At 67.7% G+C, this 22,337-nt stretch carries 21 protein-coding genes; 8 read left to right on the top strand and 13 right to left on the bottom strand.

What is annotated here, in order from left to right; genetic code table 11:
• The first annotated feature begins 35 nt into the window (after positions 1-35).
• Entirely contained in the window at positions 36-998 is a 963-nt protein-coding gene (locus P7L68_RS17830; RefSeq protein ID WP_372000369.1) for a LysR substrate-binding domain-containing protein, read from the top strand.
• Here P7L68_RS17830 and P7L68_RS17835 read toward each other — a convergent pair.
• A complete protein-coding gene (locus tag P7L68_RS17835) occupies positions 946-1,362 on the bottom strand; it encodes an acyl-CoA thioesterase (RefSeq protein ID WP_372000371.1) in 417 nt (138 codons plus the stop codon). The two genes, P7L68_RS17830 and P7L68_RS17835, sit on opposite strands and share 53 nt — an antisense overlap.
• Positions 1,363-1,505: 143 nt before the next feature.
• On the opposite strand from P7L68_RS17835, the gene parE reads away from it, so the two are divergent.
• The 4 genes from parE to P7L68_RS17855 all read left to right on the top strand — a co-directional run bounded on the left by parE (position 1,506) and on the right by P7L68_RS17855 (position 5,411).
• Positions 1,506-3,485, top strand: coding sequence for a DNA topoisomerase IV subunit B (parE, locus tag P7L68_RS17840; protein ID WP_372000373.1), 1,980 nt, complete (start codon positions 1,506-1,508; stop codon positions 3,483-3,485).
• 228 nt (positions 3,486-3,713) lie between these two features.
• Complete coding sequence (locus P7L68_RS17845; protein ID WP_372000374.1) at positions 3,714-4,166, top strand: hypothetical protein; 453 nt, start codon at positions 3,714-3,716, stop codon at positions 4,164-4,166.
• A 47-nt stretch (positions 4,167-4,213) separates the two neighbouring features.
• Positions 4,214-4,744 (top strand): hypothetical protein, encoded by a 531-nt coding sequence (locus P7L68_RS17850; protein WP_372000376.1) that lies wholly within the window; start codon positions 4,214-4,216, stop codon positions 4,742-4,744.
• A gap of 25 nt (positions 4,745-4,769) precedes the next feature.
• The gene (locus P7L68_RS17855) at positions 4,770-5,411 is read left to right on the top strand and encodes a hypothetical protein (RefSeq protein ID WP_372000377.1); all 642 of its coding nucleotides are present in this window, start codon (positions 4,770-4,772) and stop codon (positions 5,409-5,411) included.
• Positions 5,412-5,489: 78 nt separating this feature from the next.
• Here P7L68_RS17855 and P7L68_RS17860 read toward each other — a convergent pair whose 3' ends face one another.
• A complete protein-coding gene (locus P7L68_RS17860; protein WP_372000379.1) occupies positions 5,490-5,642 on the bottom strand; it encodes a hypothetical protein in 153 nt (50 codons plus the stop codon).
• 308 nt (positions 5,643-5,950) lie between these two features.
• Between P7L68_RS17860 and P7L68_RS17865 the strand changes: the two genes are divergently transcribed.
• On the top strand, positions 5,951-7,291 hold the full coding sequence (locus P7L68_RS17865) for a protoglobin domain-containing protein (protein ID WP_372000381.1): 1,341 nt from the start codon (positions 5,951-5,953) through the stop codon (positions 7,289-7,291).
• 104 nt (positions 7,292-7,395) lie between these two features.
• Complete coding sequence (locus tag P7L68_RS17870) at positions 7,396-8,583, top strand: alpha-D-ribose 1-methylphosphonate 5-triphosphate diphosphatase (RefSeq protein WP_372000383.1); 1,188 nt, start codon at positions 7,396-7,398, stop codon at positions 8,581-8,583.
• Positions 8,584-8,589: 6 nt separating this feature from the next.
• Here the strand turns inward: P7L68_RS17870 and P7L68_RS17875 are convergent, their stop codons facing one another.
• Together P7L68_RS17875 and P7L68_RS17880 are read right to left on the bottom strand one after the other, a co-directional pair.
• The gene (locus P7L68_RS17875) at positions 8,590-9,303 is read right to left on the bottom strand and encodes an alpha/beta fold hydrolase (RefSeq protein ID WP_372000384.1); all 714 of its coding nucleotides are present in this window, start codon (positions 9,301-9,303) and stop codon (positions 8,590-8,592) included.
• 31 nt (positions 9,304-9,334) lie between these two features.
• Entirely contained in the window at positions 9,335-9,871 is a 537-nt protein-coding gene (locus P7L68_RS17880) for a hydrolase (protein ID WP_372006869.1), read from the bottom strand.
• A gap of 172 nt (positions 9,872-10,043) precedes the next feature.
• Here P7L68_RS17880 and P7L68_RS17885 point away from each other — a divergent pair, with 172 nt between their 5' ends.
• A complete protein-coding gene (locus P7L68_RS17885) occupies positions 10,044-11,636 on the top strand; it encodes a DEAD/DEAH box helicase (RefSeq protein WP_372000385.1) in 1,593 nt (530 codons plus the stop codon).
• A gap of 219 nt (positions 11,637-11,855) precedes the next feature.
• Here the strand turns inward: P7L68_RS17885 and P7L68_RS17890 are convergent, their stop codons facing one another.
• The 9 genes from P7L68_RS17890 to P7L68_RS17930 form a co-directional block, all read right to left on the bottom strand.
• On the bottom strand, positions 11,856-12,704 hold the full coding sequence (locus P7L68_RS17890; protein ID WP_372000387.1) for an alpha/beta fold hydrolase: 849 nt from the start codon (positions 12,702-12,704) through the stop codon (positions 11,856-11,858).
• Positions 12,705-12,707: 3 nt separating this feature from the next.
• On the bottom strand, positions 12,708-13,763 hold the full coding sequence (locus P7L68_RS17895) for a branched-chain amino acid ABC transporter permease (RefSeq protein WP_372000389.1): 1,056 nt from the start codon (positions 13,761-13,763) through the stop codon (positions 12,708-12,710).
• Positions 13,764-13,780: 17 nt separating this feature from the next.
• Complete coding sequence (locus P7L68_RS17900) at positions 13,781-14,788, bottom strand: branched-chain amino acid ABC transporter permease (protein ID WP_372000391.1); 1,008 nt, start codon at positions 14,786-14,788, stop codon at positions 13,781-13,783.
• Entirely contained in the window at positions 14,785-15,510 is a 726-nt protein-coding gene (locus P7L68_RS17905; RefSeq protein WP_062761077.1) for an ABC transporter ATP-binding protein, read from the bottom strand. The genes P7L68_RS17900 and P7L68_RS17905 overlap by 4 nt, the downstream gene beginning before the upstream one ends.
• Positions 15,503-16,300: an ABC transporter ATP-binding protein gene (locus P7L68_RS17910; RefSeq protein WP_372000393.1), complete on the bottom strand. Its 798-nt coding sequence runs from the start codon at positions 16,298-16,300 to the stop codon at positions 15,503-15,505. The genes P7L68_RS17905 and P7L68_RS17910 overlap by 8 nt, the downstream gene beginning before the upstream one ends.
• Before the next feature lie 238 nt (positions 16,301-16,538).
• Positions 16,539-17,735 (bottom strand): substrate-binding domain-containing protein, encoded by a 1,197-nt coding sequence (locus P7L68_RS17915; protein ID WP_372000395.1) that lies wholly within the window; start codon positions 17,733-17,735, stop codon positions 16,539-16,541.
• A 233-nt stretch (positions 17,736-17,968) separates the two neighbouring features.
• The gene (locus P7L68_RS17920; protein WP_372000397.1) at positions 17,969-19,501 is read right to left on the bottom strand and encodes a sigma-54 interaction domain-containing protein; all 1,533 of its coding nucleotides are present in this window, start codon (positions 19,499-19,501) and stop codon (positions 17,969-17,971) included.
• 139 nt (positions 19,502-19,640) lie between these two features.
• The gene (locus P7L68_RS17925; RefSeq protein ID WP_372000399.1) at positions 19,641-20,564 is read right to left on the bottom strand and encodes an alpha/beta hydrolase; all 924 of its coding nucleotides are present in this window, start codon (positions 20,562-20,564) and stop codon (positions 19,641-19,643) included.
• 84 nt (positions 20,565-20,648) lie between these two features.
• Positions 20,649-22,298, bottom strand: coding sequence for a thiamine pyrophosphate-binding protein (locus P7L68_RS17930; protein ID WP_372000400.1), 1,650 nt, complete (start codon positions 22,296-22,298; stop codon positions 20,649-20,651).
• Positions 22,299-22,337: the final 39 nt, after the last annotated feature.

Raw genomic sequence — 22,337 nt, forward strand, 5'->3', positions numbered from 1 at the left:
GTTTCTGATATGGATAACGGAGGAGCGCGCCCATCATGAAACTCGGCATGCGCCAGCTCGATGCCTTTCAGGCGGTGATGACGCTGGGTACCGTCACCGCAGCCGCAAATGTGCTCGCCACCTCACAGCCGGCGGTCACCCGGTCGATCCGGCAGTTGGAAGATGCAACCGGTCTTCAGCTGTTCCGCCGCGTCCGTGGCCGGCTGGAGCCGACGGCGGATGCGCGCGAGTTGATGGAGACGGTCCGGCAAAGCTATGCCGGCATCGACCGCATCGCCCAGGTCGCGAGCCAGCTACGGCGGCGCCATACCGGCCATCTTCGCGTCGGTTGCCTGCCCGCCTTCGCCCAGGGCTTCATCGCCCGGACCATCGCCGACTTCCTGGCCGACCATCCCGCAGCCAGCCTGTCGGTCACGCCGCTGATGTCGTCCGACGTGGTTCGCGCCACCCGCAGTCGCGAGGTCGATATCGGCATCGCCGCCTATGACATCGACGTCACCGGGCTCGACACCCGCCCGTTCACCGACTGCCCCGAGATCGCGGTGGTTCCGGCCGGCCACCCTCTCGCCGACCGGCAGAGCGTCACCCCCGCAGATCTGGCCGGGCAGCCCCTGGTGATGCTGGGGGCAAGCGACCCCTACCGCCAGCGGCTCGATCGTCTTCTGGCTGGTGAGGGGGTGACACCGGCACGGCTGGTCGAAACGCCGACCAGTTCAGCGCTCTGCGCCATGGTCGTCGAAGGGGTCGGCATCGGCGTGGTCAACCCGATCACCGCCCTGGACTTCCTGGGGCAGGGTCTGGTCATGATGCGCTTTGCGGCAGATCTGCCTTTCGTCACCACCCGGCTGCAGGTCACGACCGGCCGCGCCGACGCCCTGGCCGCGGCCTTCATTTCGGCCCTGGAACTGCGACGGGACCGGGATCTCGCGGCGGTGTCGGCAGCGCTCACCCCGGAAAAGGCCGCGGCCGCCCCTCGGCATCGACCGCCACGAAGGTGAACACCGCCTCGGTCACCAGTTCCTCGATCGGATCTTCAAGGCTGGTACGTCGGCGGGTCACCCAGGTCTCCAGATGCAGACGGAGCGAGCTGCGCCCCCTGCTGGTGAGGCTGCAATAGACGCTGACCACATCGCCGATGCGAACCGGCTTCAGGAAGCTCATCGCATCCACCGCCGCCGTGACCACACGGCCGCGGGTATACTGGCCGGCTGCGATGCCGCCGGCGATGTCCATCTGCGACATCACCCAGCCGCCGAAAATGTCACCCGCCGGATTGGCGTCGGCAGGCATGGCAACGGTGCGCAGCTCCGCCGCACCTTCCGGACGGCGCCGTGCGGTACCGGGTTCGTGGGTCTGGGTCATGCGCAGGCCTCCCCTCATCGATGGCTGCGGGGCCGGACGGATTGCAGTGCAACAGCCCGGTCATCCCGGCTTCTGCCCGACCCGCGACGTGACATCGACTGTAGCCCTTGCCGCTGATCCGCGCGATTCCTATAATCCGCGCCATGTCAGATCTCTTCGAAAGCGACGCAGCCGGAACCGGCGGCACTGGGTACTCGGCGGCGGACATCGAGGTTCTCGAGGGTCTGGAGCCGGTGCGCCGCCGTCCCGGCATGTATATCGGCGGCACCGACGATCGTGCACTGCACCATCTCGCGGCCGAAATCCTCGACAATTCCATGGACGAGGCCGTTGCCGGCCATGCGACCAGGATCGAGGTCGGGCTCGCCGCCGACAATACGCTGATGATCCGCGACAATGGCCGCGGCATCCCGGTCGACCCGCACCCGAAATACAAGGACAAGTCAGCGCTGGAGGTGGTGCTGACCACCCTTCATGCCGGCGGCAAGTTCAACGGCAAGGTCTATGCGACCTCGGGCGGCCTGCACGGCGTTGGCATTTCGGTGGTGAACGCCCTGTCCGACCGCATGGTGATCGAGGTCGCGCGCGACCGGAAACTCTGGGCCCAGGATTATTCCCGCGGTCGGCCCCAGGGGCCGCTGGTGCTGAAGGGCGCCGCGCCCAATCGCCGGGGCACGACGGTCTGGTTCCATCCGGATGCCGAGATCTTTGGCGATCTCCGCTTCAAGCCCGTGACCCTTTACCGGCTGGTGCGCTCGAAGGCCTATCTGCACCGGGGTGTCGAAATCCGCTGGGCCTGCGATCCGGCCCTGCTCGGCGCCGATAGCGACGTGCCGGCGGAAGAGACCCTGCATTTCCCGGGCGGCCTCGCCGATTTCATGGCGACGCTGGTCGATGGTCCGACGGTCACGCCCGAGGCATTCACCGGCCTTGTGGAGAGCGAGGGCCAGTCCAAGATCGACTGGGCGATCACCTGGCCGCTCGAAGGCCAGGGCTTCACCTCCTGGTACTGCAACACCGTGCCGACCCCCCTTGGCGGCACGCATGAACTCGGCCTGCGCTCGGCCCTCACCAAGGCGCTGCGCAACTTCGCCGAACTGTCGCAGAAGCAGGCGCGGGCGGCCAAGCGCGCCCAGCAGATCACCGCCGACGACATCCTGGGCGGCGCGGTGGTGCTGCTCTCGATCTTCATTCCCGATCCGCAGTTCCAGGGTCAGACCAAGGACCGTCTGACCTCGCCTCAGGCCTCGCGGCTGGTGGAGAACGCGATCCGCGACCGGTTCGAGCACTGGCTGACCGCCAACCCGGCCGCCGCCAGCGATCTGCTCGCCTTCGTGCTCGACCGGGCCGAGGAGCGTCTGCGCCGCAAGGAAGAAAAGACCGTCGGCCGCAAGACCGCCACCCGGCGGTTGCGCCTGCCCGGCAAGCTTGCCGACTGCACGCGCGACGAGGCCGATGGCACAGAGCTTTTCCTGGTCGAGGGCGATTCCGCCGGCGGCTCGGCCAAGCAGGCCCGCAACCGCGACACTCAGGCGGTTCTGGCGCTGCGCGGCAAGATCCTGAACGTCGCCTCGGCCTCGCTCGACAAGCTGAAGGGCAATCAGGAAATCAACGACATCATCCTGGCGCTGGGCTGCGGCACCGGCCGGGAGTTCAAGCTGGCGGATCTGCGCTACGAACGCATCGTCATCATGACCGATGCCGATGTCGACGGCGCGCATATCGCCTCGCTGCTGATGACCTTCTTCTTCCGCCAGATGCCCGGGCTGATCGATTCCGGCCGGCTCTATCTGGCCGTGCCGCCGCTCTACCGGGTGGCGCGCGGCGGTGATACCGCCTATGCCCGTGATGACGCCGATCTGAAGCATATCCTCGCGACCCGTTTCAAGGGTGCGAAGACCGAGATCAGCCGCTTCAAGGGCCTGGGCGAAATGCCGGCGCGGCAGCTGAAAGAGACCACCATGGCGCCCGAGACCCGCACCCTGCTCCGGGTCAGCATCGACCAGGGCAGCCGGATGCTCGTGGCGGAACGGGTCGAGACCCTGATGGGCAAGCGGCCTGAAAAGCGCTTCCAGTTCATCCAGGAAAACGCCCGCTTCGTCACCGAAGCTCTCGACGTCTGATCGCGAAGGGGCGATGCTGGCAGCTCACACTCCGGCATCGCCAGATCGCGAGCGTCATTCATGCCCCCTGGACGCCCCCTTCGTCGCTCTCGGGCGCGATGTTCCTCCCGCCTGCGGGCATTGGCCGCAGCGCTCTGCCTTGTCGCCATCGCCGGTTGCGATGCCGAAGATGTGGTGGTCGTCAGCAATGTCCGCCATGCCGGCTGGGTGTCCGACACCGACATCCGGATGATGCTCGCCTATCAGCCGCTGATGGTGGTGGTGCGCGGCGACCTGCCCGGCCTTTCTCGCATTGCGACCGAAGCCGCGGTCATCGACGGGATCGCGAAAGCGGTGTCCCGCAGCCGCAACTCGCTCGAAATCCTGGCGGACGCCGGCACCAGGCCGCACATCCTCGTGCGGTTCGATCCGCCCGTCGCCAACACCGACGAGGTCTGTACCGCCGATCTCGGGGGCGGCGATCATGATCCGGGTGGAGAAAATGATGGCGATGCCGATGACGCGGTGACACCCGTCATCAGCTGGCGGATCAGCCTGTGCAATTCTCGATCCATGGTGGCAACGGTGACGGCGCGCGGCCCACTCGACCTTCATGCGGTTTCTCCGCTTGAAGACATCGCCGCCCAGAGCCTGGTTCTCCTGCGCGACCCGCGCGAGAACATTCAACGCAGAGGCAGCTGACCGGGCCGCGGCCGGCTTCCCTGCCGGTCATGGGAGCCTGGATCAAGATGGATCGGATCAGGACCGCACGCCCCGCAAGCGCACGCCGCCGCCCCCTGATTTTTGGGACGATCGCCCTGTTTGCGGCACTCGCCGGCTGTGCCGGCGCCGGTACGACGGTCGAAAATGCCCGCCGCGTCGGCTGGGCAACCAGCCAGGACGTCACCATGTTCCTGTCCGACAGCCCGCCGGTGGTGGTCGCTGCCGGAACCCCCGACCAGGCACGGCCATTGGCAGATGCCGTCGGGCGGGCGGTCGGTCATCCCCTGCCGGTTGCCGCTACGCCGCCCGACGGGCCGCATATCCTGCTGCGGGCCGATACGCAGCCGATCGTCCTCAACGCCTGCGACCCTGTGGCCGCCGGCCGGCCGACCGGTACGGAGCGTCTGCAGCTTGCCCTCTGCGCCGATACGGGTGATCCGCTCGGCGCCGCCACGGTCCGTGCCACGGACCCGGCCGCCCTTGATCAGGCGCTGGGTCAGGCCGTCATTCTTCTCAAGCAGCCCGGCGATTCCGGCACGCGCCGCGGCGGCAACTGACGTCGTTCCAAGGGTATCGCCCGCCATGTACGCCTCCCGCCTGCGCGCCCTGTCCCTCGTTGCCCTGCTGGCCGCCCCGACGCTCGCCGCCTGTGCCGGCATGGCCCTGACACGGATCGAACCACCCTTCGTCGGCACGTTCTACGACCGGGACGCCGTGGATCGTGCCTTCAGGGCGCAACCGATGCCGGTCGTGGTGCCGCGTTCCCTGGCAGGCCTGGACGCGGCCGCCAGCGACGCCGTGGTGGTCGATGCGCTGACACGTGGTTATCCGCGCGCCTCCGCGGGTTTCACCGTGGCAGATCCCGCCCCCGGAACCGTGCCCTCCGGCTACTATCTGGTTGTCCAGGCCGGTGGCAATGTCACGACCCGGCCCGAGGCCTGCACGGCAAAGGCGCTGCACATGACAGATCCTGCTTCGGCCCCGGGAACGGCCGCGACGGGGCCGCAGCAGCTCGGCCTCACCATCTGCTATGGCGATACCACGGTCAGCACCACTCAGGGCGGGCTGTCGGTGCCGACGGCAGACGGGGAAGGCTACGCGCCACTGTTTCGCGCCCTGCTGCTGGAGATCACGCCGCCGCGCAACCCGAATATGGACAACGACTGTCTGGGGTTCTGCAATGACGCCCGGGCGCCGATGACGCCCTGGTTTATGGCAGGCTGAGGCGACGCGGACGGCCAACAAAAAAGGGGGGGGAGATATCATCTCCCCCTATTCCTTGTGCAGTGCAAGACCAGGTGGTTACAACAGCCTGTTGCGGCTCGACGCCTCCTGGAATTTCTGTGCAGCGACCGTCAGATGCTCACGGCTTGTTTTCATGCGTTGGGCCAGTGAGCGAAGGGCGTCGGTGATGACGTCGCATTCACGCGACAGCCGGGAGACATGATCCACCATGGTGGACATCCTCGATACGGGTACCAACGTTACTGTTACGACGTCACTGAGCCCCCCGGATCACGGCACCGAAAAATTCAGCACGTCCGTTCCCGTCACATCCACTACAACAATCTTGTTGCTTAATAAAATACTAATATTCCGCAGATGAAACCCATATCTCCCGAGCCGATTCATCTCTTATTTACCATGTGAATTGCGCTACGGCTTTACGTTTCGATAACCTCTGATCGGATAAATTGACGCATCAGCAAGAATGACCTGCCGCGTCAAGAAGTGGGGGAATCGGAATGAATATGGCGGCCGCCTTGTCCCAGACGGATGAAACGTCGGAACGGCTCGCGTTTCTGCGTCTGGACGACGCAGCGCGGACCGATCTCAGATCGATGAAGCCCTTCCTGGAGAAGCACCTCCCGGATGTGCTCGCCGCCTTTTATCAGCATCTGCGTCAGTATCCGGAGCTCGGCCGGATGTTCGGCGGATCGACCGGCCAGGACCGCGCCCGCAACGCACAGCTCAATCACTGGCTGGTCATCGCCGACGGCCGGTTCGACAAAACCTATGTAGACTCCGTTCGCCGGATCGGTCAGACCCATGCGCGGCTGGGCCTTGAACCCGGCTGGTATATCGGCGGCTACGCCTTCATCCTCTCCGGGATCATGGAGCGTCTGACCCGCGAGATGGAAAGCGGGCTGTTCGGTCGACGTTCGGAAAAGCTCTCGCGCTACGGCACCGTCCTGATCCGCGCGGCGATGCTGGACATGGACTTCGCCATCTCGGTCTATCTGGAACGCGGGCGGGCCGAGAAGGCCGAAGCCCTGCGTCATCTGGTCGATGCCTTCCGCTCCACGGTGGGAACGATCGTGGAAAGCGTCGGCGATGCTGCGGGCGCCATGCGTGACAGTGCCGGCCGGATGGCCGTCAATGCCGAGGCCACGAGCACCAGCGCCGAAACGGTCGACATGGCCGCGGCCGATGCGACCCGCGCGGTCGGCTCTGCTGCCGCGGCGACCGAGGAGATGAGCCGGGCCGCGAGCGAGATCGCCCATCAGCTGGAGCGGATGAAGCAGCTGTCTTCGGATGCCGTCGGCCATGTCGATGCCGGGCGGGCCGCGATCAATGAACTGGTCGGTGCGGCCGAGAGCATCGGCAAGATCGTGACCCTGATCCGCACGATCGCCGAACAGACCAATCTCCTGGCGCTCAACGCCACCATCGAGGCAGCCCGTGCCGGCGAGGCCGGCCGCGGTTTCGCCGTGGTGGCGAACGAGGTGAAGACCCTCGCCGGCCAGACGCAGAAGGCGACCGAAGAGATCGGCGGGCAGATCGACCAGGTCCGCTCGATCATCTCGCGCGTCGCCAGCACCTCCGATGCCGTCGCCTCGGCCATCGCGGCGCTCGACGGCACCACCACCACCATTGCCGCCGCCACCGAGGAACAGACCGCCGCAACCCGTGAAGTGGCGCGCTCGACGGTGGATGCCGCCAATGCGACCCACAAGGTGTCCGACATCATCACCGGTGTCGGCAATGCCGCCCGTGAAACCGGTGTTGCCGCCCGCCGGGTTGTCGACGCGGCGTCGGAACTCGATCAGGAATCGCATCATCTGCGCAGCGAGGTCGACCGCTTCATCTCCAGTGTCGGCTGACGACACCGGCGACAGACACGCTGTCACAAGAGTTTCACCCCCTCTCCCCCCGCCGCCGTCCTATCGTCCGCCTCCCTCCCCGATCCTGCACGCGGAACGGCATCATGACGGCGGCGCCCCTTCCTTCCTCCACTTCTCCGTTCACCCTGTCCGGCCGGCGCATGCTGCTGGCGGATGGCGATGTGGCACCCGGCCGGCTGACCCTCGCGGAGGGCCGCATCGTCGAGACGTCGCGACACACCGGTGGCGATGGCGTCGATCTGGGTGATCTGCTGGTCGCGCCCGGTCTGGTCGACCTCCATGGCGATGCCTTCGAACGCCAGATCATGCCGCGCCCCGGCGTCCATTTCCCGATCGATCTGGGTCTCATCGACACCGATCGTCAGATGGCGGCACTGGGCATCACCACGGCCGCCCATGGCATCACCGCGTCCTGGGAGCCCGGGTTGCGCAGCCTCGATGCGGCGGAAGCACTCATCCTGGCGATCCACGCCCTCCGGCCCCGGATGATGGTCGACACCCGCATTCATCTGCGCCACGAGATCGCCAATGCCGCAGGTGCCGCCCGGGTCGAAGACTGGCTTTCCCGCGGTCTGGTCGATCTTCTCGCCCTGAACGACCATCTGCCCGACTTCATCGCCATGCGGGCGCGGCCGGCGAAGCTCGCCGTGGCCGCCGGCCGTTCCGGGCTTTCGACCGACGAGCTTCTGACGCGCATCGACGCGCTTGCGGCCGACCGGAGCGAACAATGGGCCTCGGCATGCCGGCTGGCTTCCGTCGCCCGTGCGGCAGGCATCCCGCTTCTCTCTCATGACGACGAAACGCCCGAGATGCGCGCGGCCGCCCGCGCAATGGGGGCCCGCATCGCCGAATTCCCCGTCGATATGGCAACCGCTCAGGCGGCGGTCGCTGCCGGCGACGAGGTGATGGTCGGCGCGCCGAACCTGCTGCGCGGCACCAGCCATGCCGGACGGCTGGGGGCGCGAGATGCCGTCGCGGCCGGTGCGGCGACCCTGGTCGCCAGCGACTACAGCCATGCCGCGATGCTGACGGCCCCCTTCGTCACCGCCGCCACGACCGGGCTCGACCTCGCACAGTCCTGGTCGCTGGTCTCCGCCCGCCCGGCGCGCGCCGCCGGTCTCGCCGATCGTGGCCGGCTTGCACCCGGCCTGCGCGCCGATCTGATCGTGGTCGACGACGCCGATCCGATGGTGCCGCGCGTGGCCCTCACCATCGCCCGCGGGCGGCTGGTCCATGCCGATGCCACCGGCATCGCCCTGCTCGCCGGTTGAAGCGGATCAGACCGTCAGGCGATCGAGCCATCCGGCCATCGCCGCGACCGCCTCGGCCGGACGCTCCATCGGCGGCAGATGGCCGCAATCCTCGATGACGTGCAGCATGGCCCCGGGGATGGCAGCCGCCATCTCTTCGGCCAACGGCAGCGGGGTCAGCACATCCTCGCGCCCGCAGACCACCAGCGTCGGGCAGGTGATCCGGGCGAGATCCGCCCGGCCATCCGGCCGGGCCATGATCGCCTCCTGCTGGCGCAGAAAGGCCGGATGGCCGACCCTCTCCGCCATCGCCATGATCCGGCCGGTCAATGTTTCATCGGTCAGCCGGCGCTCGTGGATCAGCACCGGCAGCAGGCGCGGCGTCACGCCCTTGAAGCGGCCGCGGCTCGCGACATCGATCAGCGCGCGGCGCCGGGCCGTCTGCTCTTCGGTATCCGCCCGGGCAGAGGTGTCGAGCAGGGCAAGGCCGATCACCCGTTCGGGCGCCTGGCGCATGATCTCCTGGGCCACATAGCCGCCCATCGACAGCCCGGCCAGGGCGAAGCGCGGCGCCGTCACCTCGGCCAGCACCCGGGCAGCCATGGCCGCCACATTGTCGTCGCGGGTCAGGTCGGCCACCGTCATCTCCGCCCGGTCGGCCAGCCCGTCCAGCACCGATGCCCAGAGGTCGTGATCGCAGAGCAGGCCCGGCAGCAGGACCAGGGGCAGACGGTCGGACATCCGTAACAACCTTTCGGAACGTGCAAAGCGCTCAACGGATCAGCGGCAGCACCGCCTTGAAGCGGTCATCGCCCGCCCGGCCCAGCCACTCGAACAGCACCATCTCGGTCGAGACGATCTCGACACCGTGGCGCGCCATCCGGTCGAGCGCGAGCGCCTTGCTGGCGGGGGCGCGGCTCGCGACCGCGTCGGCAACCACCGCAAGCTGAAAGCCGGCACGCGCCGCGTCAAGCACGGTCTGCAGCACGCAGACATGCGCCTCGGTTCCGCAGACCACCAGCCGGCGGCGGCCCGAGGCGATCACCCGATCGCGGAAAGCGTGCTCGTTCCAGGACGAGAAGGTGATCTTGGACACGATCTCCGACGGGTCGAGCCGGTCGCGGATCACATCGACCGTCGGGCCCAACCCCTGCGGATATTGTTCGGTCGCGAGCACCGGAATGCCCAGTGCCCGCGCGCCGTCGATCAGACGGCCGGCATCGGCCACCGCCGCCTCTCCGCCGGAAATGGCAGGCATCAGCCGGGCCTGAAGGTCGATCACAACCAGCAGGTCGGCATCTGCATCCATCAGCGCACCGGCCGGACGGGTGCGGTTTTCGGGGCGGCGGGGGGAAAAATCAGCCAAGTCCTTGCCTCCTGCGGGTTAAGGCCGGTCGCCGTGATTGACTTGCACGCCCCGGCGGTTATATATGGCCCACACATCCGGATATCGACAAGCAGATCGGGCGTACCGTCTCGCAATGACATTCGAAGATCTGGGCCTGAGCGCCGAAGTCCTGCGGGCGGTCACTGACGCCGGCTACAATCAGCCGACCCCCATCCAGGAAAAGGCCATCCCCTGGGTGCTCCAGGGGCGGGACGTGCTCGGCTGCGCGCAGACCGGCACTGGCAAGACAGCCTCCTTCACCCTGCCGATGATCGACATCCTGGCCCAGGGCCGGGTACGTGCGCGCATGCCGCGGTCGCTGATCATGACGCCGACCCGCGAGCTGGCGCAGCAGATCGCCGAGAATTTCAACACCTATGGCAAGTACACGCCGCTGTCGATGGCCCTGCTCATCGGCGGTGTGTCATTCTCCGACCAGGAGAAGGCGCTCGACAAGGGCGTCGACGTGCTGATCGCGACCCCCGGCCGCCTGCTCGATCATTTCGAGCGTGGCCGCGTGCTCCTGACCGACGTGCGCATCCTGGTGGTCGACGAAGCCGATCGCATGCTCGATATGGGCTTCATCCCCGATCTTGAGCGCATCGCCAGCCTGCTGCCGCAGATCCGCCAGACCCTGCTGTTCTCGGCGACCATGCCGCCCGAAATCCGGCGGCTGGCCGACAAGTTCCTGATGAACCCCAGGGAAGTGTCGGTCGCGCCCCAGTCCACGGCCGCATCGACCGTGCGTCAGCTGGTGGTCCAGGTGCCGAACGAGCGCGCCAAGCGCCGCCCGCTCGAAACCCTGATGCGCAACGAGCCGATCGGCAACGGCATCATCTTCTGCAATCGCAAGCGCACGGTCGCGACGCTTTACGAAACGTTGAAGCGGGCCGGGCACGATGTCGGCGCGCTCCATGGCGACATGACCCAGGATGCGCGCAACGAGACGCTGGCCGCCTTCCGCGACAACCGGATCAAGTTCCTGATTGCGACCGACGTCGCCGGCCGCGGGCTCGATATCGAGCATGTCAGCCACGTCTTCAATTACGACGTCCCGCTGGCTGCCGAAGACTATATCCACCGCATCGGCCGGACCGGCCGTGCCGGCCGCAGCGGCACCGCCATCATGCTGGTGACCCCCGATGACAAGAAGCTCTACGACCGCGTGGTCGCCCTGCTGGGAGGCAAGCCGTTGGAAGAGCTGAATGAGCTGTCGGCCAAGGTCACCGCAGAGGTCCCGGCGGACACCGAGACCGAAGCCGCCGCCGCCGGGGGCCGCCCGCCCCGTGGCCCGCGCGCCCGTCCGCGCCGCCGTCGCGAGGTCGAGACTGAGGTCGAGGTGACCGAAGTGCCGGCCGTCGAAGCTCAGGCCGAAGAGCTGCCGGCTGCCGAAGAGGCGCCGGCCCAGGCTGCGAAGCCCGAGCGTCGCAAGCGCCGTGCGCCCCGCTCCGCTGGAACCCGCTCCACCGACGCTCGGCCCACCGAGATCGAGCCGGTCGAGGCCGAGATTGAGGAGGCTGAGGTTGTCGAGGAGGTGCCCGCCCCGGCCCCGGCACCCCGCCCTGCGGCCGAGCGCAAGCCCGAACGGCCCCGTTCGTCCGAACGCCGCCCGCGCGAGGACGACACGCCGCTGGGTTTCGGCAAGGACATCCCGGCCTTCATGCTGAAATCGGCGCGAACCGGCTGATTGCCGGCCATCGCCAATCGATGCCGCCCCCGGAGCCCGTCTCCGGGGGCTTTTTGTTGCCGCTCAGGCCCGTCCGCCACAGACGAAAAAACCGCCCCGGAGGCACTGCCTCCAGGGCGGTTCAGTTTCGACCGGCGGGCTGTCTCCCGGCCCCGCCGATCGAGGCCCTCACCGCGGCCGGTTCCCGGAACCGGCCGCGGTGAGGAAGGGCGTCAAAAATCAGCTGGCAAGGAAGTCCTCGATCAGCTGCAACTGGTCGGGAACGTTCAGAGCCGGAGCATGCCCGCAGCCGGGAATGACCGCAAGTCTCGCCTTGGGCCCGCGTCGGGTCATTTCTTCGGCCGTATCCTGGGTCAGCAGGTCGCTGGTCTCGCCGCGCATGACCAAGGTCTTGGCACGAATGGCATCCCAGGCATCCCACATCTCGAAATCGTCTGTCGTCTCTGCAAAAACGCGCATGACGGCAGGGTCATAATGCACGGTCACCTTGCCGTCATCGCGGCGGCGGGTGGAGGTTTCGGCCATCTGCCGCCACTGGGCATCGGTGATCGCGCCATAGGGGGCGTAGATGGTGCGCAGATAGGCCTCCAGCTCCAGCACCGTGTCGAAAACCGGCGGTTGGGTAACGTAAGACCGGATCCGGCCGACCGCCACCGGCGACAATGCCGGGCCGATATCGTTCAGAACCAGATGGGTGATCCGGTCCCGCAGCGGGCCTGCGGCCAGCACCATACCGATGGCGCCGCCCATAGAGGTGCCGATCCAGCGCATCCGCTCGATGCCCAGCCGGTCGAGCAGTTCGACGGCGATATCGGCATAATGTTCCAGCCGGTACTCGGCGTCGGGCGTCTTCGACCACGACGACAGGCCGCGGCCGATGGTGTCGGGGGCCACGATGCGGTAGCGATCGGCGAAATACGCCGCGCAGGGGTCGAAATCACGGCCGGTCCGGGCGAGGCCGTGCCACATCACCACCGGTTCCGACCGGTCCTTCGACCAGTGCATCAGGTGGATCTCGTGGCCGCAGGCGGTCAGGAATTCGGACGCGGGGGTGGTGGTCGGGGTCATGGATCAGCGTTCCCTGAGTTTGCCGACGATGCCGGACGGGAAGAAGTAGACCGAAAGCACGAACAGGATGCCGAGCCACAGCATCCAGCGATCGGCGGCGATCAGTTCCGGCAGGATCGGGATGCCGGCCAGCGCTTCGGAGGCCGAGCCCATCAGGTCCTGAAGATAGAACTGCGCCAGGCTGAGGATCACCACGCCGATCACCGCACCATAAAGCGTTCCCATGCCGCCGATCACCACCATCAGCAGCACATCGAGCATGATGGCGAAGGAAAGCGTGGCATCGGGCCCGGTATAGCGCAGCCAGAGCGCGTTCAGCACACCGGCGAGCGCCGCCAGCGCCGCCACCAGGCAGGAGGCGGCGGTGCGATAGATCACCACCCGGTTGCCCAGGGCTTCGGCCCGGAAGTCGTTTTCGCGGATCGCCTGAAGCACCCGGCCGAAGGGCGAGTTGACCACGCGCAGCATGAACAGGAACAGGAAGAGCGAGACGAAGAAGACCAGATAATAGCCGATGATCCGGCCGTTGATCTTCTGGCCCAGCACCTCGCCGTCGACCAGCCTGTAAGCCGGGCTCAGCAGCCGCGGGATGCTGAACGACATGCCGTCCTCGCCGCCGGTCAACCACGAGAGCTGCGACGCCAGGATCAGGAAAAAGCTCGCCACCGCAAGGGTGATCATGCTGAAGAAGATCGCCCTCACCCTGAGCGACAGCAGGCCGATCACTGCCGCCACCACGATCGAGAGCAGCACGCCCGCAACCGTGCCGAGGCCCACCGCCCCCCAGCTCGGGCCCAGCGCATTCAGCGAGATCGCGACCCCATAGGCGCCGATGCCGAAGAACATGGTGTGGGCGAAGGAGACGATGCCGGTATAGCCGAGCAGGATATCGTAGGACGCAACCAGCACGATCAGAACGCAGATGCGTGCCGCGACCGCAAGCGAGCGGGTCCCGGGAAAGACGAAGGGGGCGAAGGCGAGGCCCAGCAGCACCACCAGCAGAACGATGGTGAGGATGCGGCTGCGCGGATGGTCGCCGGAGATGATCCAGTTGAGCATGGGTGCGGGTCTCCGGCTCAGTTCTTCGTCGCGGGATAGAGCCCGCGGGGGCGCCAGAGCAGGACCGCCACCATCAGAAGGATGTTGGAGCCGAGCGCCAGCGTCGGTGCGAGATAGCCCATGAAATTTGCGGTGAGCCCCACCAGCAGGGCGCCGAGGAAGCAGCCGCCCACCGAGCCCAGCCCGCCGATGATCACCACGATGAACACCAGAATCATCACATCGGCGCCGATATGGACGGTCACCAGTTCCTGGTAGAGCGCCCACATCACCCCGCCCGAAGCGGCGAGTGCGGTGCCGGCCACGAAGACGCCGACGAACAGCCGGCGGACCTTATAGCCCAGCGCCTCGACCATCTCGCGGTTCTCGACGCCCGCACGGACCAGCAGGCCGATCCGCGTGCGGTTGAGCGCGAAATGCATGCCGATATAGGCGACGAGGCCCAGCACGCAGGCGACCAGCCGGTAACGCTCGACCGCGATGTCACCGAAGAAGATCGAGCCGCGCAGCGTTTCGGGCTTGGGCAGAGGGATCGGATCCGGCCCCCAGATCACGGTGATCAGCTGTTCGGCGACGATCAGACCGCCGACCGTGATCAGGATCTGGCGCAGATGCGCGCCATAGACCCGGCGCACGATGATCCGCTCGAAGGCGAGACCCAGTATGCCGGCCACCACGCAGGCCACCAGGATCGAGAGCAGCATCGCCCCCACATCCCCCAGCAGCGAGATGCCGAGCATGTCGTGGAAGGGCCCGCCCGGCGCCAGCAGCCCGGTCGCAAGATAGGCGCCGACGGCCACGAAAGCCCCGTGGGCGAAATTCAGCACATCCATCAGGCCGAAGACCAGGGTGAGGCCCGAGGCCATCAGGAAGATCATCATGCCCATGGCGAGGCCGGCGATCGCCAGCACCATCCAGGTGCCGGGATCGATGGCGATGAGCGGCAGGAACAGGATCAGGCCGGCGATCGCGAGCGGGGCGTGCCGCTCGACCAGTCCGGCGGTCTTGAGAGCGCGCGCGGTCATTGATGAGCGTCCAGGCTGAGGCCGAGCAGGCGGCGCTGAAGATCTCCGTCATGGGCAAGCTCGTGCATCGAGCCCGCATGGACGACGCGGCCGTCATCCATCACCGCCACCGTATCCCCCAGGGCGGTCGCCATGCTGAAATTCTGTTCGACCATCAGAATGGTCGTGTGGGTGGATTTGAGTTCGCGGAAGGCCTGGATCAGATGGCCGATGATCGCCGGCGCCAGCCCCTTGGACGGCTCGTCGACGATCAGCAGCTCACGCGGCTCCACGATCGCCCGGGCGATGGCGAGCATCTGCTTCTGCCCGCCCGACAGATTGCCGGCCGGCCAGTTCCAGAACTTCTCCAGCGCCGGAAACAGCTCGTAGATCCAGGCAAGGCGTTTCTGGTCCATGGGTCCGGAACGAGCCGCCAGCACCATGTTCTCGCGCACCGTCAGCCCGGCGAAGATCCCCATATCCTCGGGCACATAGGCGATGCCGGCCGCAGCGAGATCGGCGGTATGAGCCCTGGTGATGTCGCGCCCGTCGAAGGTGATCTGCCCCTGCGAGGCCTGCCAGAGGCCCATGATCGTGCGCAGGGTGGTGGTCTTGCCAGCACCGTTGCGGCCGAGCAGCATTGTCAACCCGCCGCGCGGCACCACCAGATCCACCCCCTGAAGGATGTGGTACTGGCCGATATGGGTGTGCACGCCGGCGAGGGTGAGCAGGGCGTCAGACATGTGTGGCGGCCCCCATGCCCAGATAGGCTTCCTGCACGATCGGCGAGGCGACCACTTCGCGCGGGTCGCCATCGGCGACCAGATAGCCGTTGTGCAGCACGATGATCCGGTCGGCGAGCGAATGGACCACGTCCATCTTGTGTTCCACCAGCAGCACGGTCTTGGCCGGGTCGGCCTTGATCTCGTGGATCAGATCCAGGATCACCGGTACCTCGTCGACACTCATGCCCGCGGTCGGCTCGTCGAACATGAAGATCGAAGGCTCCAGCGCGATCAGGATCGCCACCTCCAGCTTGCGCTGGTCGCCATGCGGCAGGGTTGCGACCACATCCTGGCCGCGCGCGGCCAGACGCACCCGCTCCAGGATCTCGTCGGCCCGCTCGATCAGATGCCGGCCATGGGCCGCCATCGAGAAGATGTCGAAGCCGCGGCCACGGCGCGCCTGCACCGCCAGGCGGACATTCTCGCGCACCGTGAGGTTGGGAAACAGGTTGGTCAGCTGAAAGGCCCGGCCGATGCCGCGCCGGGTACGCCCGGCGGCGCCATGCGAGGACAGGTCGTGGCCGTCCAGCAGCACCTCGCCCGCCGTCGCCTTCAGCTGGCCTGAGATCAGGTTGAAATAGGTGGTCTTGCCGGCACCGTTGGGGCCGACGATGGCGGTCAGCGTGCCGCGATCGAACCGGCAGCTGACGCCGTTCACGGCGACGTGGCCGCCGAAGCGCACGGTGAGGTCGCGGGTTTCGAGCGCCGGCCTGGCGCCGCCCTGGCCCGCGGCGGATGAAGCGGTCATGCCGTGTCCGTGGATGCCTGCGCCGCAGATGGCGGCGTCTGGTATGGGAAGCAACTGGTATGGGCAGCCGTGAGGGTTCTGCCGCCGCAGCCGGGCGACCGGGGTTCATGGACCACCCGGGCTGCGGCGGAGGACCCGTGTGTAACGGCGGCGGGGGAAGAGAGGCCCGCACCCGGGGGAGGCATGCAGAACCGCCCCGCCCCGTCACACACGATCACGGGATCAGCACCCGCTCCGGTCAGCGCTTGTTGCGCACCGGCACATTCATTTCGTCGATACCGATGACACGCACCAGCTCGGGGATGCCCCAGGCGACGGTGTCGTCGACCTTGATCCTGAAGTGGTACATCTCCTGCAGCGCCTGATGGTCTTCCTTGCGGAAGATCATCTTGCCCTTGGGCGACATGAACTCCATGCCTTCCATGGCCTTGATCAGGTCTTCGGTCTCGGTGGACCCGGCCTTGCGGATGGCCTCGACCGCGGCGATGCCGGCCGACATGCCACCGGCGGTGAAGAAGTCCGGCGGGGTGCCGAAGCGCTTCTGATGCTCGGTCACCAGCCAGTCGTTCACCGGGTTCTTCGGAATGTCGTAATAGTAATAGGTGGCACCCTCCATGCCCGGCAGCGCCTTGTAAGCGGCCATGGCCGGCAGGATGTTACCGCCGGTCGCGATCTTGATGCCGCGCCGCTCGGGCTCCATTGCCGCCAGCTTGGCGAAGGGCGTGGAGGCGCCGGCCCAGATCACGAACAGCACCTTGTCGCCCTGCACGCCATCCAGCGCGTCGAAGATGCGCTGCGCCGGGGCGGTGAAGTCGGTGGTGTCGCGCGGGACATATTCCTCGTGCACGATCTCGGCACCGGTCGATGCCAGCGCCTCGCGGAAGGCGGTGACGCCGTCGCGACCGAAAGCATAATCCTGGGCGAGGGTCGCGATCTTCACGCCCGGCTTGCCCAGCGCCACGGCGTTCGAGATCGCATCCTGCGACGAGTTGCGGCCGGTGCGGAAGATGTAGCGGTTCCACTTGTCACCGGTAATCGAATCCGCCACCGCCGGCTCGACCAGCAGGATCTTCTGGTATTCCTGCGCCACCGGCAGCATCGCCAGCGCATCGCCCGAAGAGGTCGGGCCGATGGCGAGGTCGACCTCGTCATCACCATAGGCCTCCGCCAGCACCGCGCGGGCGATTTCCGGCTTCAGCTGGGTGTCCTTCTCGATGACCTCGATCTTGCGGCCGTCGAGTTCCATCGTGCCCTGGGTCGCATATTCCAGGCCCATCATCAGGCCGGTATGGGTCTGCTTGGCATAGGCTTCCAGCGGGCCGGTCTTGCCCGAGATCAGCGCGATCCTGATCGGATCGGCCGCCATCGCGGGTGCCGTGCCGATCGCCGCCGCCGTCGCTGCCGCGACGGCCAGGCGCTTCCAGTTGAGCGACATGGGGGTCAGCCTCCCTACCCTGTTCTTGGTGCCCTGACGGCTGCACCACGCTCCCGGCGCATCCGTTTCAGGATACAAAAAGCAAGGCCTATGCCACTTACGGGACATGTTCGGAAAGCAATCACTTACCGCGGCGCAACAGCGAATGCGGCACCGCATCCTGTCCGGCTTTCCGGACGTCGGAGCGTCCGGTCGACCGGACACCCCACCGCCTGTCCGGAATTCCGGACGGGTCAACTGCGGGTGCCGGGCACCCCTGCCTCAATGCCGTGGGTGGCGAGTTTTTCATAGAACTGCGCGCGGGAAATGCCCAGCAGCTTTGCGGCCTGGGTCTTCACCCCGCCTGCCGCCGCCAGGGCACGGCGAATGGCGTCGCGCTCGGCCGCCGCCAGGGCCTCACGCAGTGGTTCCACGGTTTCGGCGACACAGACGGGTTCGTCCGCCGTCACCGGATCGGCCCCCGCGACCGGATCTGCCCCAGCGACCGGATCTGCCTCCGTCGTGCCCGGCTGGCCGGCAGCGATCAGCCCGTCCAGATGGCCGGCATCGATCTCGGCCTCGTCGGTCAGCAGCGCCGCCCGTTCCAGCAGATTGGCAAGCTCGCGCACATTGCCCGGCCAGTCATGGCGCTGCAGCCGGGCCACCGCCCGATCGGTCAGCCGCCGGGGCCGGCCACCCTGCTCGATCGCCAGCCGTTCGAGCAGGGCATCGGCCAGCAGTTCGATATCTTCCAGCCGTTCGCGCAGCGGTGGCAGGCGCAGCGGCAACACATTCAGGCGGTAATACAGGTCGGCACGGAACCGGCCGTCTTCGACCATGCGACCCAGATCGCGGCTGGTGGCCGCAATCACCCGCACATCCACCGGGATCACCCGGTTGGAGCCGAGCGGCTCGACCTCGCGTTCCTGCAATACCCTGAGCAGCTTGGATTGCAGGCTGAGCGGCATGTCGCCGATCTCGTCCAGGAACAGCGTGCCCCCGTGCGCCAGCCGGATCTTGCCGTCACGCGGCTTGTTGCCGGCGCCGGTATAGGCGCCGGGCGCCACACCGAACAGCTCTGCCTCCAGCAGGTTTTCGGGGATGGCGGCAGTGTTCACCCGCACCATCGGCCCGGCCTGCCGCTCACTCGCGGCATGCAGCGCATGGGCCAGCATCTCCTTGCCGGTGCCGGTTTCGCCCAGCAGCAGCACGGTGATGTCGCGTTCGGCCGCACGGCGCGCCTGACGCTTCAGCAACCGCACCGCCTCGGAATTGCCGATGAATTGAGAGAAACCGTATTTGGCCCGGCGGGCATCGGCCAGCTGGCGTCGCGCGGCTTCCAGATCGCGCTGCAATCCCTGGAACTTGTCGACCAGCGGCTTGAGCGACTGTACCCGATCGTACAGGATCATGCCGACCGCGCCCGAGACCTTGCCATCCTCGTCTTTCAGCGGAATGCGGCTGACCACCAGCTGCCGGCCTTCCACCTCGAAGATGTCGATCAGATCGGCACGGCCACTGGCCACCACCTCGCGCAGCCGGCTGTTCGGAATGATGTCCTCGACCGGCCGGCCTTCGACCGGATCCATGCCGTTCCAGCCCAGGATCGCGCGGTACTTGTCGTTCATCCACAGAACGGTGCCGGCGGCATCGATCAGCACGGCACCTTCATAGAGCTGGTCGAACAGCTCCACCGCCGCACGCGCGACCCGGTCCCTGAGGCCCGCCTCGCGTGCGACCGCGGCCCGGCGCCTGCGCGCCGCCACGCTGTCGATCAGCCGCTCCATCCAGCCTGCATCTCCCCCCTGCCGGCACCTGGCCATTATGGACGGCCATCGCCCGCCGGAACCCTGGTGCCAAGCCTAGGCGCGCGTCACGGTCGATGCAAGCCGCAGCCCGTCACGCCTTTGCAGAGCGGCGCCCGGCCTACCCGGCGGCGCGGCGCACCGCGCGGCCGAGTGAGGCGGGCACGACGCTGATATGCCCCTCATCGGGCACCACCAGCAGATCGATCCGCCCGGCGCCGGCCTGCAGCCTGGTCAGCCGGTCATGCATGTCGCGTACGCCATCGACCATGCGGGCCATGGTCCGGAACGCGGCCCGCTCCGGCGCCTCCTCCCGCTCCGGATCCTGTTCGGCCCCTCCCACGACAAGCGTCAGATCCAGAGCCGGCCGGCCGGTGCGGGCCGCAAAGGCCGCCTCTTCCTTCAGCACCTCGCGGTCGTTCCACCAGATCGACGGGCTGGACGCCACCCAGCGCCGGAACGCATCCGGCCGGGTGAAGGCGGCGTGCAGCACGAAGCGCCCGCCCAGTGAATGGCCGAACAGCGTTGCCCTGTCGTCATTCACCGGAAAACGCCGGGCGACCTCGGGGCGGATCTCGTTCAGGATCACGTCGAGAAAGGCTTCATCACCGCCGGTCGGCACCTTGGGCGCACGAGCCCCCATGATCGTCCGCCCCTCGGGCGTCACCGCCGAGGTCAGGTCCAGATAGCGCCGGGTAAGATCGAAGCCCGCCACGCCCGGATACCCGATCGCGACCACGACCACGGGTCCCTCGGATCCGCCCAGCAGCAGCGCACTGGTGGCTGCAATGCCGAAAAAGGCGTTGCCGTCGAGCAGATACAGCACCGGAAATCCACCCGGCGGCGGCGCCACCGGTGGTACCGACACATCCACCCGATAGGTCAGCCCGTTGCGGGCTGCCGTCAGATCGAAGGCGTGGAGGCCCGGCGCCACCGGCGCGGCATCCGTCACCACCGTTTCCTCTGCGGCCCTGGCGGGCAGTGGCGCCCCCGACAGCGCGAAAGCCAGAACGAAAGCGGCAGCAAAGGGTATCAGCAGGCGCACGACAGGCATCTCCGGCAAGGCGATCAGGGCGCCCATGGGACCGCAACTTTGATTGCGACGCAATCTCATTGAGCGACATGCCGGTCAATACGGGTCGGCGCCGCCGATAGTGATCTCCAGCACCGTCGGCCGCCCTGCTCCGAGCAGCCCGGGCAGGCCCTCACGGATCGCGCCCACGGTATCGGCACGGAGATGCGCCACCCCCATCGACGCCGCCAGCTGATCGAAGGCGATGGCGGGATCGTCCAGGACCATGCCGACGGCATGCCCTGCCGCCGCACTCTCCAGCCCCATCGCCGTCGCCGTCCGCATCAGAATGTCGTAGCGCCGGTTGTTCAGGATGACGAAGATCACCGGCAGCCGCAGCCGGGCGGCCGTCCACAGCGCCTGCGGCGCATACATGGCACCGCCATCACCCGTGATGCACAGCACCGGCCAGCCGGTTGCGAGCGCCACACCCGTGGCCGCCGGCATGCCCCAGCCCAGCCCGGCGCTGGCGACGAAATCATGCCGGTCGCCGATGCCGCCCTGCCAGAGCCGGCGCAGCCCCTCGATCAGGGCCGAGGCCTCGTTGACCACGGTCACGCCCCGTGGGGCCGCCTTCAGCACCGCATCGGCGGCGATCATCGGATGCAGCGGCAGCCGGTCGCGGAGCCTGTCCAGCCGGGCCGTGAAGCCGGCATCGGCGACCGCCTTCTCCGCCCGCCGCCGCATAGTGACGGCGGCGACGCCCGGCCGCGCCACGACCGCGGAGAGTGCGGCAAGGCCTGCCCCCGGATCGCCGCCGATCACCAGATCGGCCGCAATGTCGAGCCCGGGCGCCGCCGGATCGCGGGCCAGCTGAATGACCCGCATCCCTTGCGGCAGGGCCGGGCCGGGCCGGTAATGATAGGGTCGGATCGCCCCCTCCCCCGCCAGCACCGCCAGCCGCGCGTCGCCCAGGATCGAGCGGATCTCCGCCAGATCGGGCGGCAGCACACCGCGCCAGCCCGGGTGATCGGTGGGGAAAAGATGGGCGCGCGGCACCGGGGTCGCAAAGACCCGGCAGCCGGTGGCATCGGCGAAGGCGATCGCCGCCCTCATCCCCTGCGGCCCGGCCAGCGTGTCCGACACCAGAAGCACCAGATCGTCGGCCTCCGCGCCGGCGATCATCGACGCCGCGGCATCGATGTCACCCGCAGCCGGGGCCGGCGCGGGAATGCGCGGCGGTGGCGGATCGGCGGCGGCAAGCGTCAGATCCACCGGCAGCGACAGAAAGACCGGCCCCGGCGGCCAGGCCCGGGCCAGCGCGAAGGCCCGGCGCAGCACCTGGCCGGCATCCTCGGGCCGGGTCAGTTCATGGGCCTGTTTCACCACCGGCCGGGCGATCGCCACCAGGTCGTCGGCCAGCCAGGGCGCGCGGATCAGATGCCGGCTGTCCTGCTGGCCGGCGATGACCACCAGCGGCGTGCGCATGCGCGCCGCCCCGATCACCGCCCCCATGGCATGGCCCAGCCCCGAGGCGGTATGCAGATGGGCGACGCCCACCTTTCCCGCCGCATGGGCATAGCCGTCGGCCATGGCGACGGCGACCGCCTCCTGAAGCGCCGGCACATAGGTAAGCCCGGGCGCGCGGGCGACGGCATCCAGCAGCGGCAGTTCGGTGGAGCCGGGATTACCGAAGATGTGCGTTACGCCCTCATCCTCCAGCACCGCCGCGATCATCCGCGCAACCGATCTCTGTCCGTCACCCATGTCCGATCGCCCCCGCCGCTCCGCATCTGCACGGATGAT

The organism is Tistrella mobilis (genome assembly GCF_041468085.1).
GTDB classification, from domain to species: Bacteria; Pseudomonadota; Alphaproteobacteria; order Tistrellales; family Tistrellaceae; genus Tistrella; species Tistrella mobilis_A.

Coding starts and splice junctions, on each gene's coding strand:
- P7L68_RS17830 (WP_372000369.1), top strand. CDS start 36: ATGAAACTCGGCATGCGCCAGCTCGATGCCTTTCAGGCGGTGATGACG.
- P7L68_RS17835 (WP_372000371.1), bottom strand. CDS start 1,362: ATGACCCAGACCCACGAACCCGGTACCGCACGGCGCCGTCCGGAAGGT.
- parE (WP_372000373.1), top strand. CDS start 1,506: ATGTCAGATCTCTTCGAAAGCGACGCAGCCGGAACCGGCGGCACTGGG.
- P7L68_RS17845 (WP_372000374.1), top strand. CDS start 3,714: ATGATGCTCGCCTATCAGCCGCTGATGGTGGTGGTGCGCGGCGACCTG.
- P7L68_RS17850 (WP_372000376.1), top strand. CDS start 4,214: ATGGATCGGATCAGGACCGCACGCCCCGCAAGCGCACGCCGCCGCCCC.
- P7L68_RS17855 (WP_372000377.1), top strand. CDS start 4,770: ATGTACGCCTCCCGCCTGCGCGCCCTGTCCCTCGTTGCCCTGCTGGCC.
- P7L68_RS17860 (WP_372000379.1), bottom strand. CDS start 5,642: ATGGTGGATCATGTCTCCCGGCTGTCGCGTGAATGCGACGTCATCACC.
- P7L68_RS17870 (WP_372000383.1), top strand. CDS start 7,396: ATGACGGCGGCGCCCCTTCCTTCCTCCACTTCTCCGTTCACCCTGTCC.
- P7L68_RS17875 (WP_372000384.1), bottom strand. CDS start 9,303: ATGTCCGACCGTCTGCCCCTGGTCCTGCTGCCGGGCCTGCTCTGCGAT.
- P7L68_RS17880 (WP_372006869.1), bottom strand. CDS start 9,871: ATGGATGCAGATGCCGACCTGCTGGTTGTGATCGACCTTCAGGCCCGG.
- P7L68_RS17885 (WP_372000385.1), top strand. CDS start 10,044: ATGACATTCGAAGATCTGGGCCTGAGCGCCGAAGTCCTGCGGGCGGTC.
- P7L68_RS17890 (WP_372000387.1), bottom strand. CDS start 12,704: ATGACCCCGACCACCACCCCCGCGTCCGAATTCCTGACCGCCTGCGGC.
- P7L68_RS17895 (WP_372000389.1), bottom strand. CDS start 13,763: ATGCTCAACTGGATCATCTCCGGCGACCATCCGCGCAGCCGCATCCTC.
- P7L68_RS17900 (WP_372000391.1), bottom strand. CDS start 14,788: ATGACCGCGCGCGCTCTCAAGACCGCCGGACTGGTCGAGCGGCACGCC.
- P7L68_RS17905 (WP_062761077.1), bottom strand. CDS start 15,510: ATGTCTGACGCCCTGCTCACCCTCGCCGGCGTGCACACCCATATCGGC.
- P7L68_RS17910 (WP_372000393.1), bottom strand. CDS start 16,300: ATGACCGCTTCATCCGCCGCGGGCCAGGGCGGCGCCAGGCCGGCGCTC.
- P7L68_RS17915 (WP_372000395.1), bottom strand. CDS start 17,735: ATGTCGCTCAACTGGAAGCGCCTGGCCGTCGCGGCAGCGACGGCGGCG.
- P7L68_RS17920 (WP_372000397.1), bottom strand. CDS start 19,501: ATGGAGCGGCTGATCGACAGCGTGGCGGCGCGCAGGCGCCGGGCCGCG.
- P7L68_RS17930 (WP_372000400.1), bottom strand. CDS start 22,298: ATGGGTGACGGACAGAGATCGGTTGCGCGGATGATCGCGGCGGTGCTG.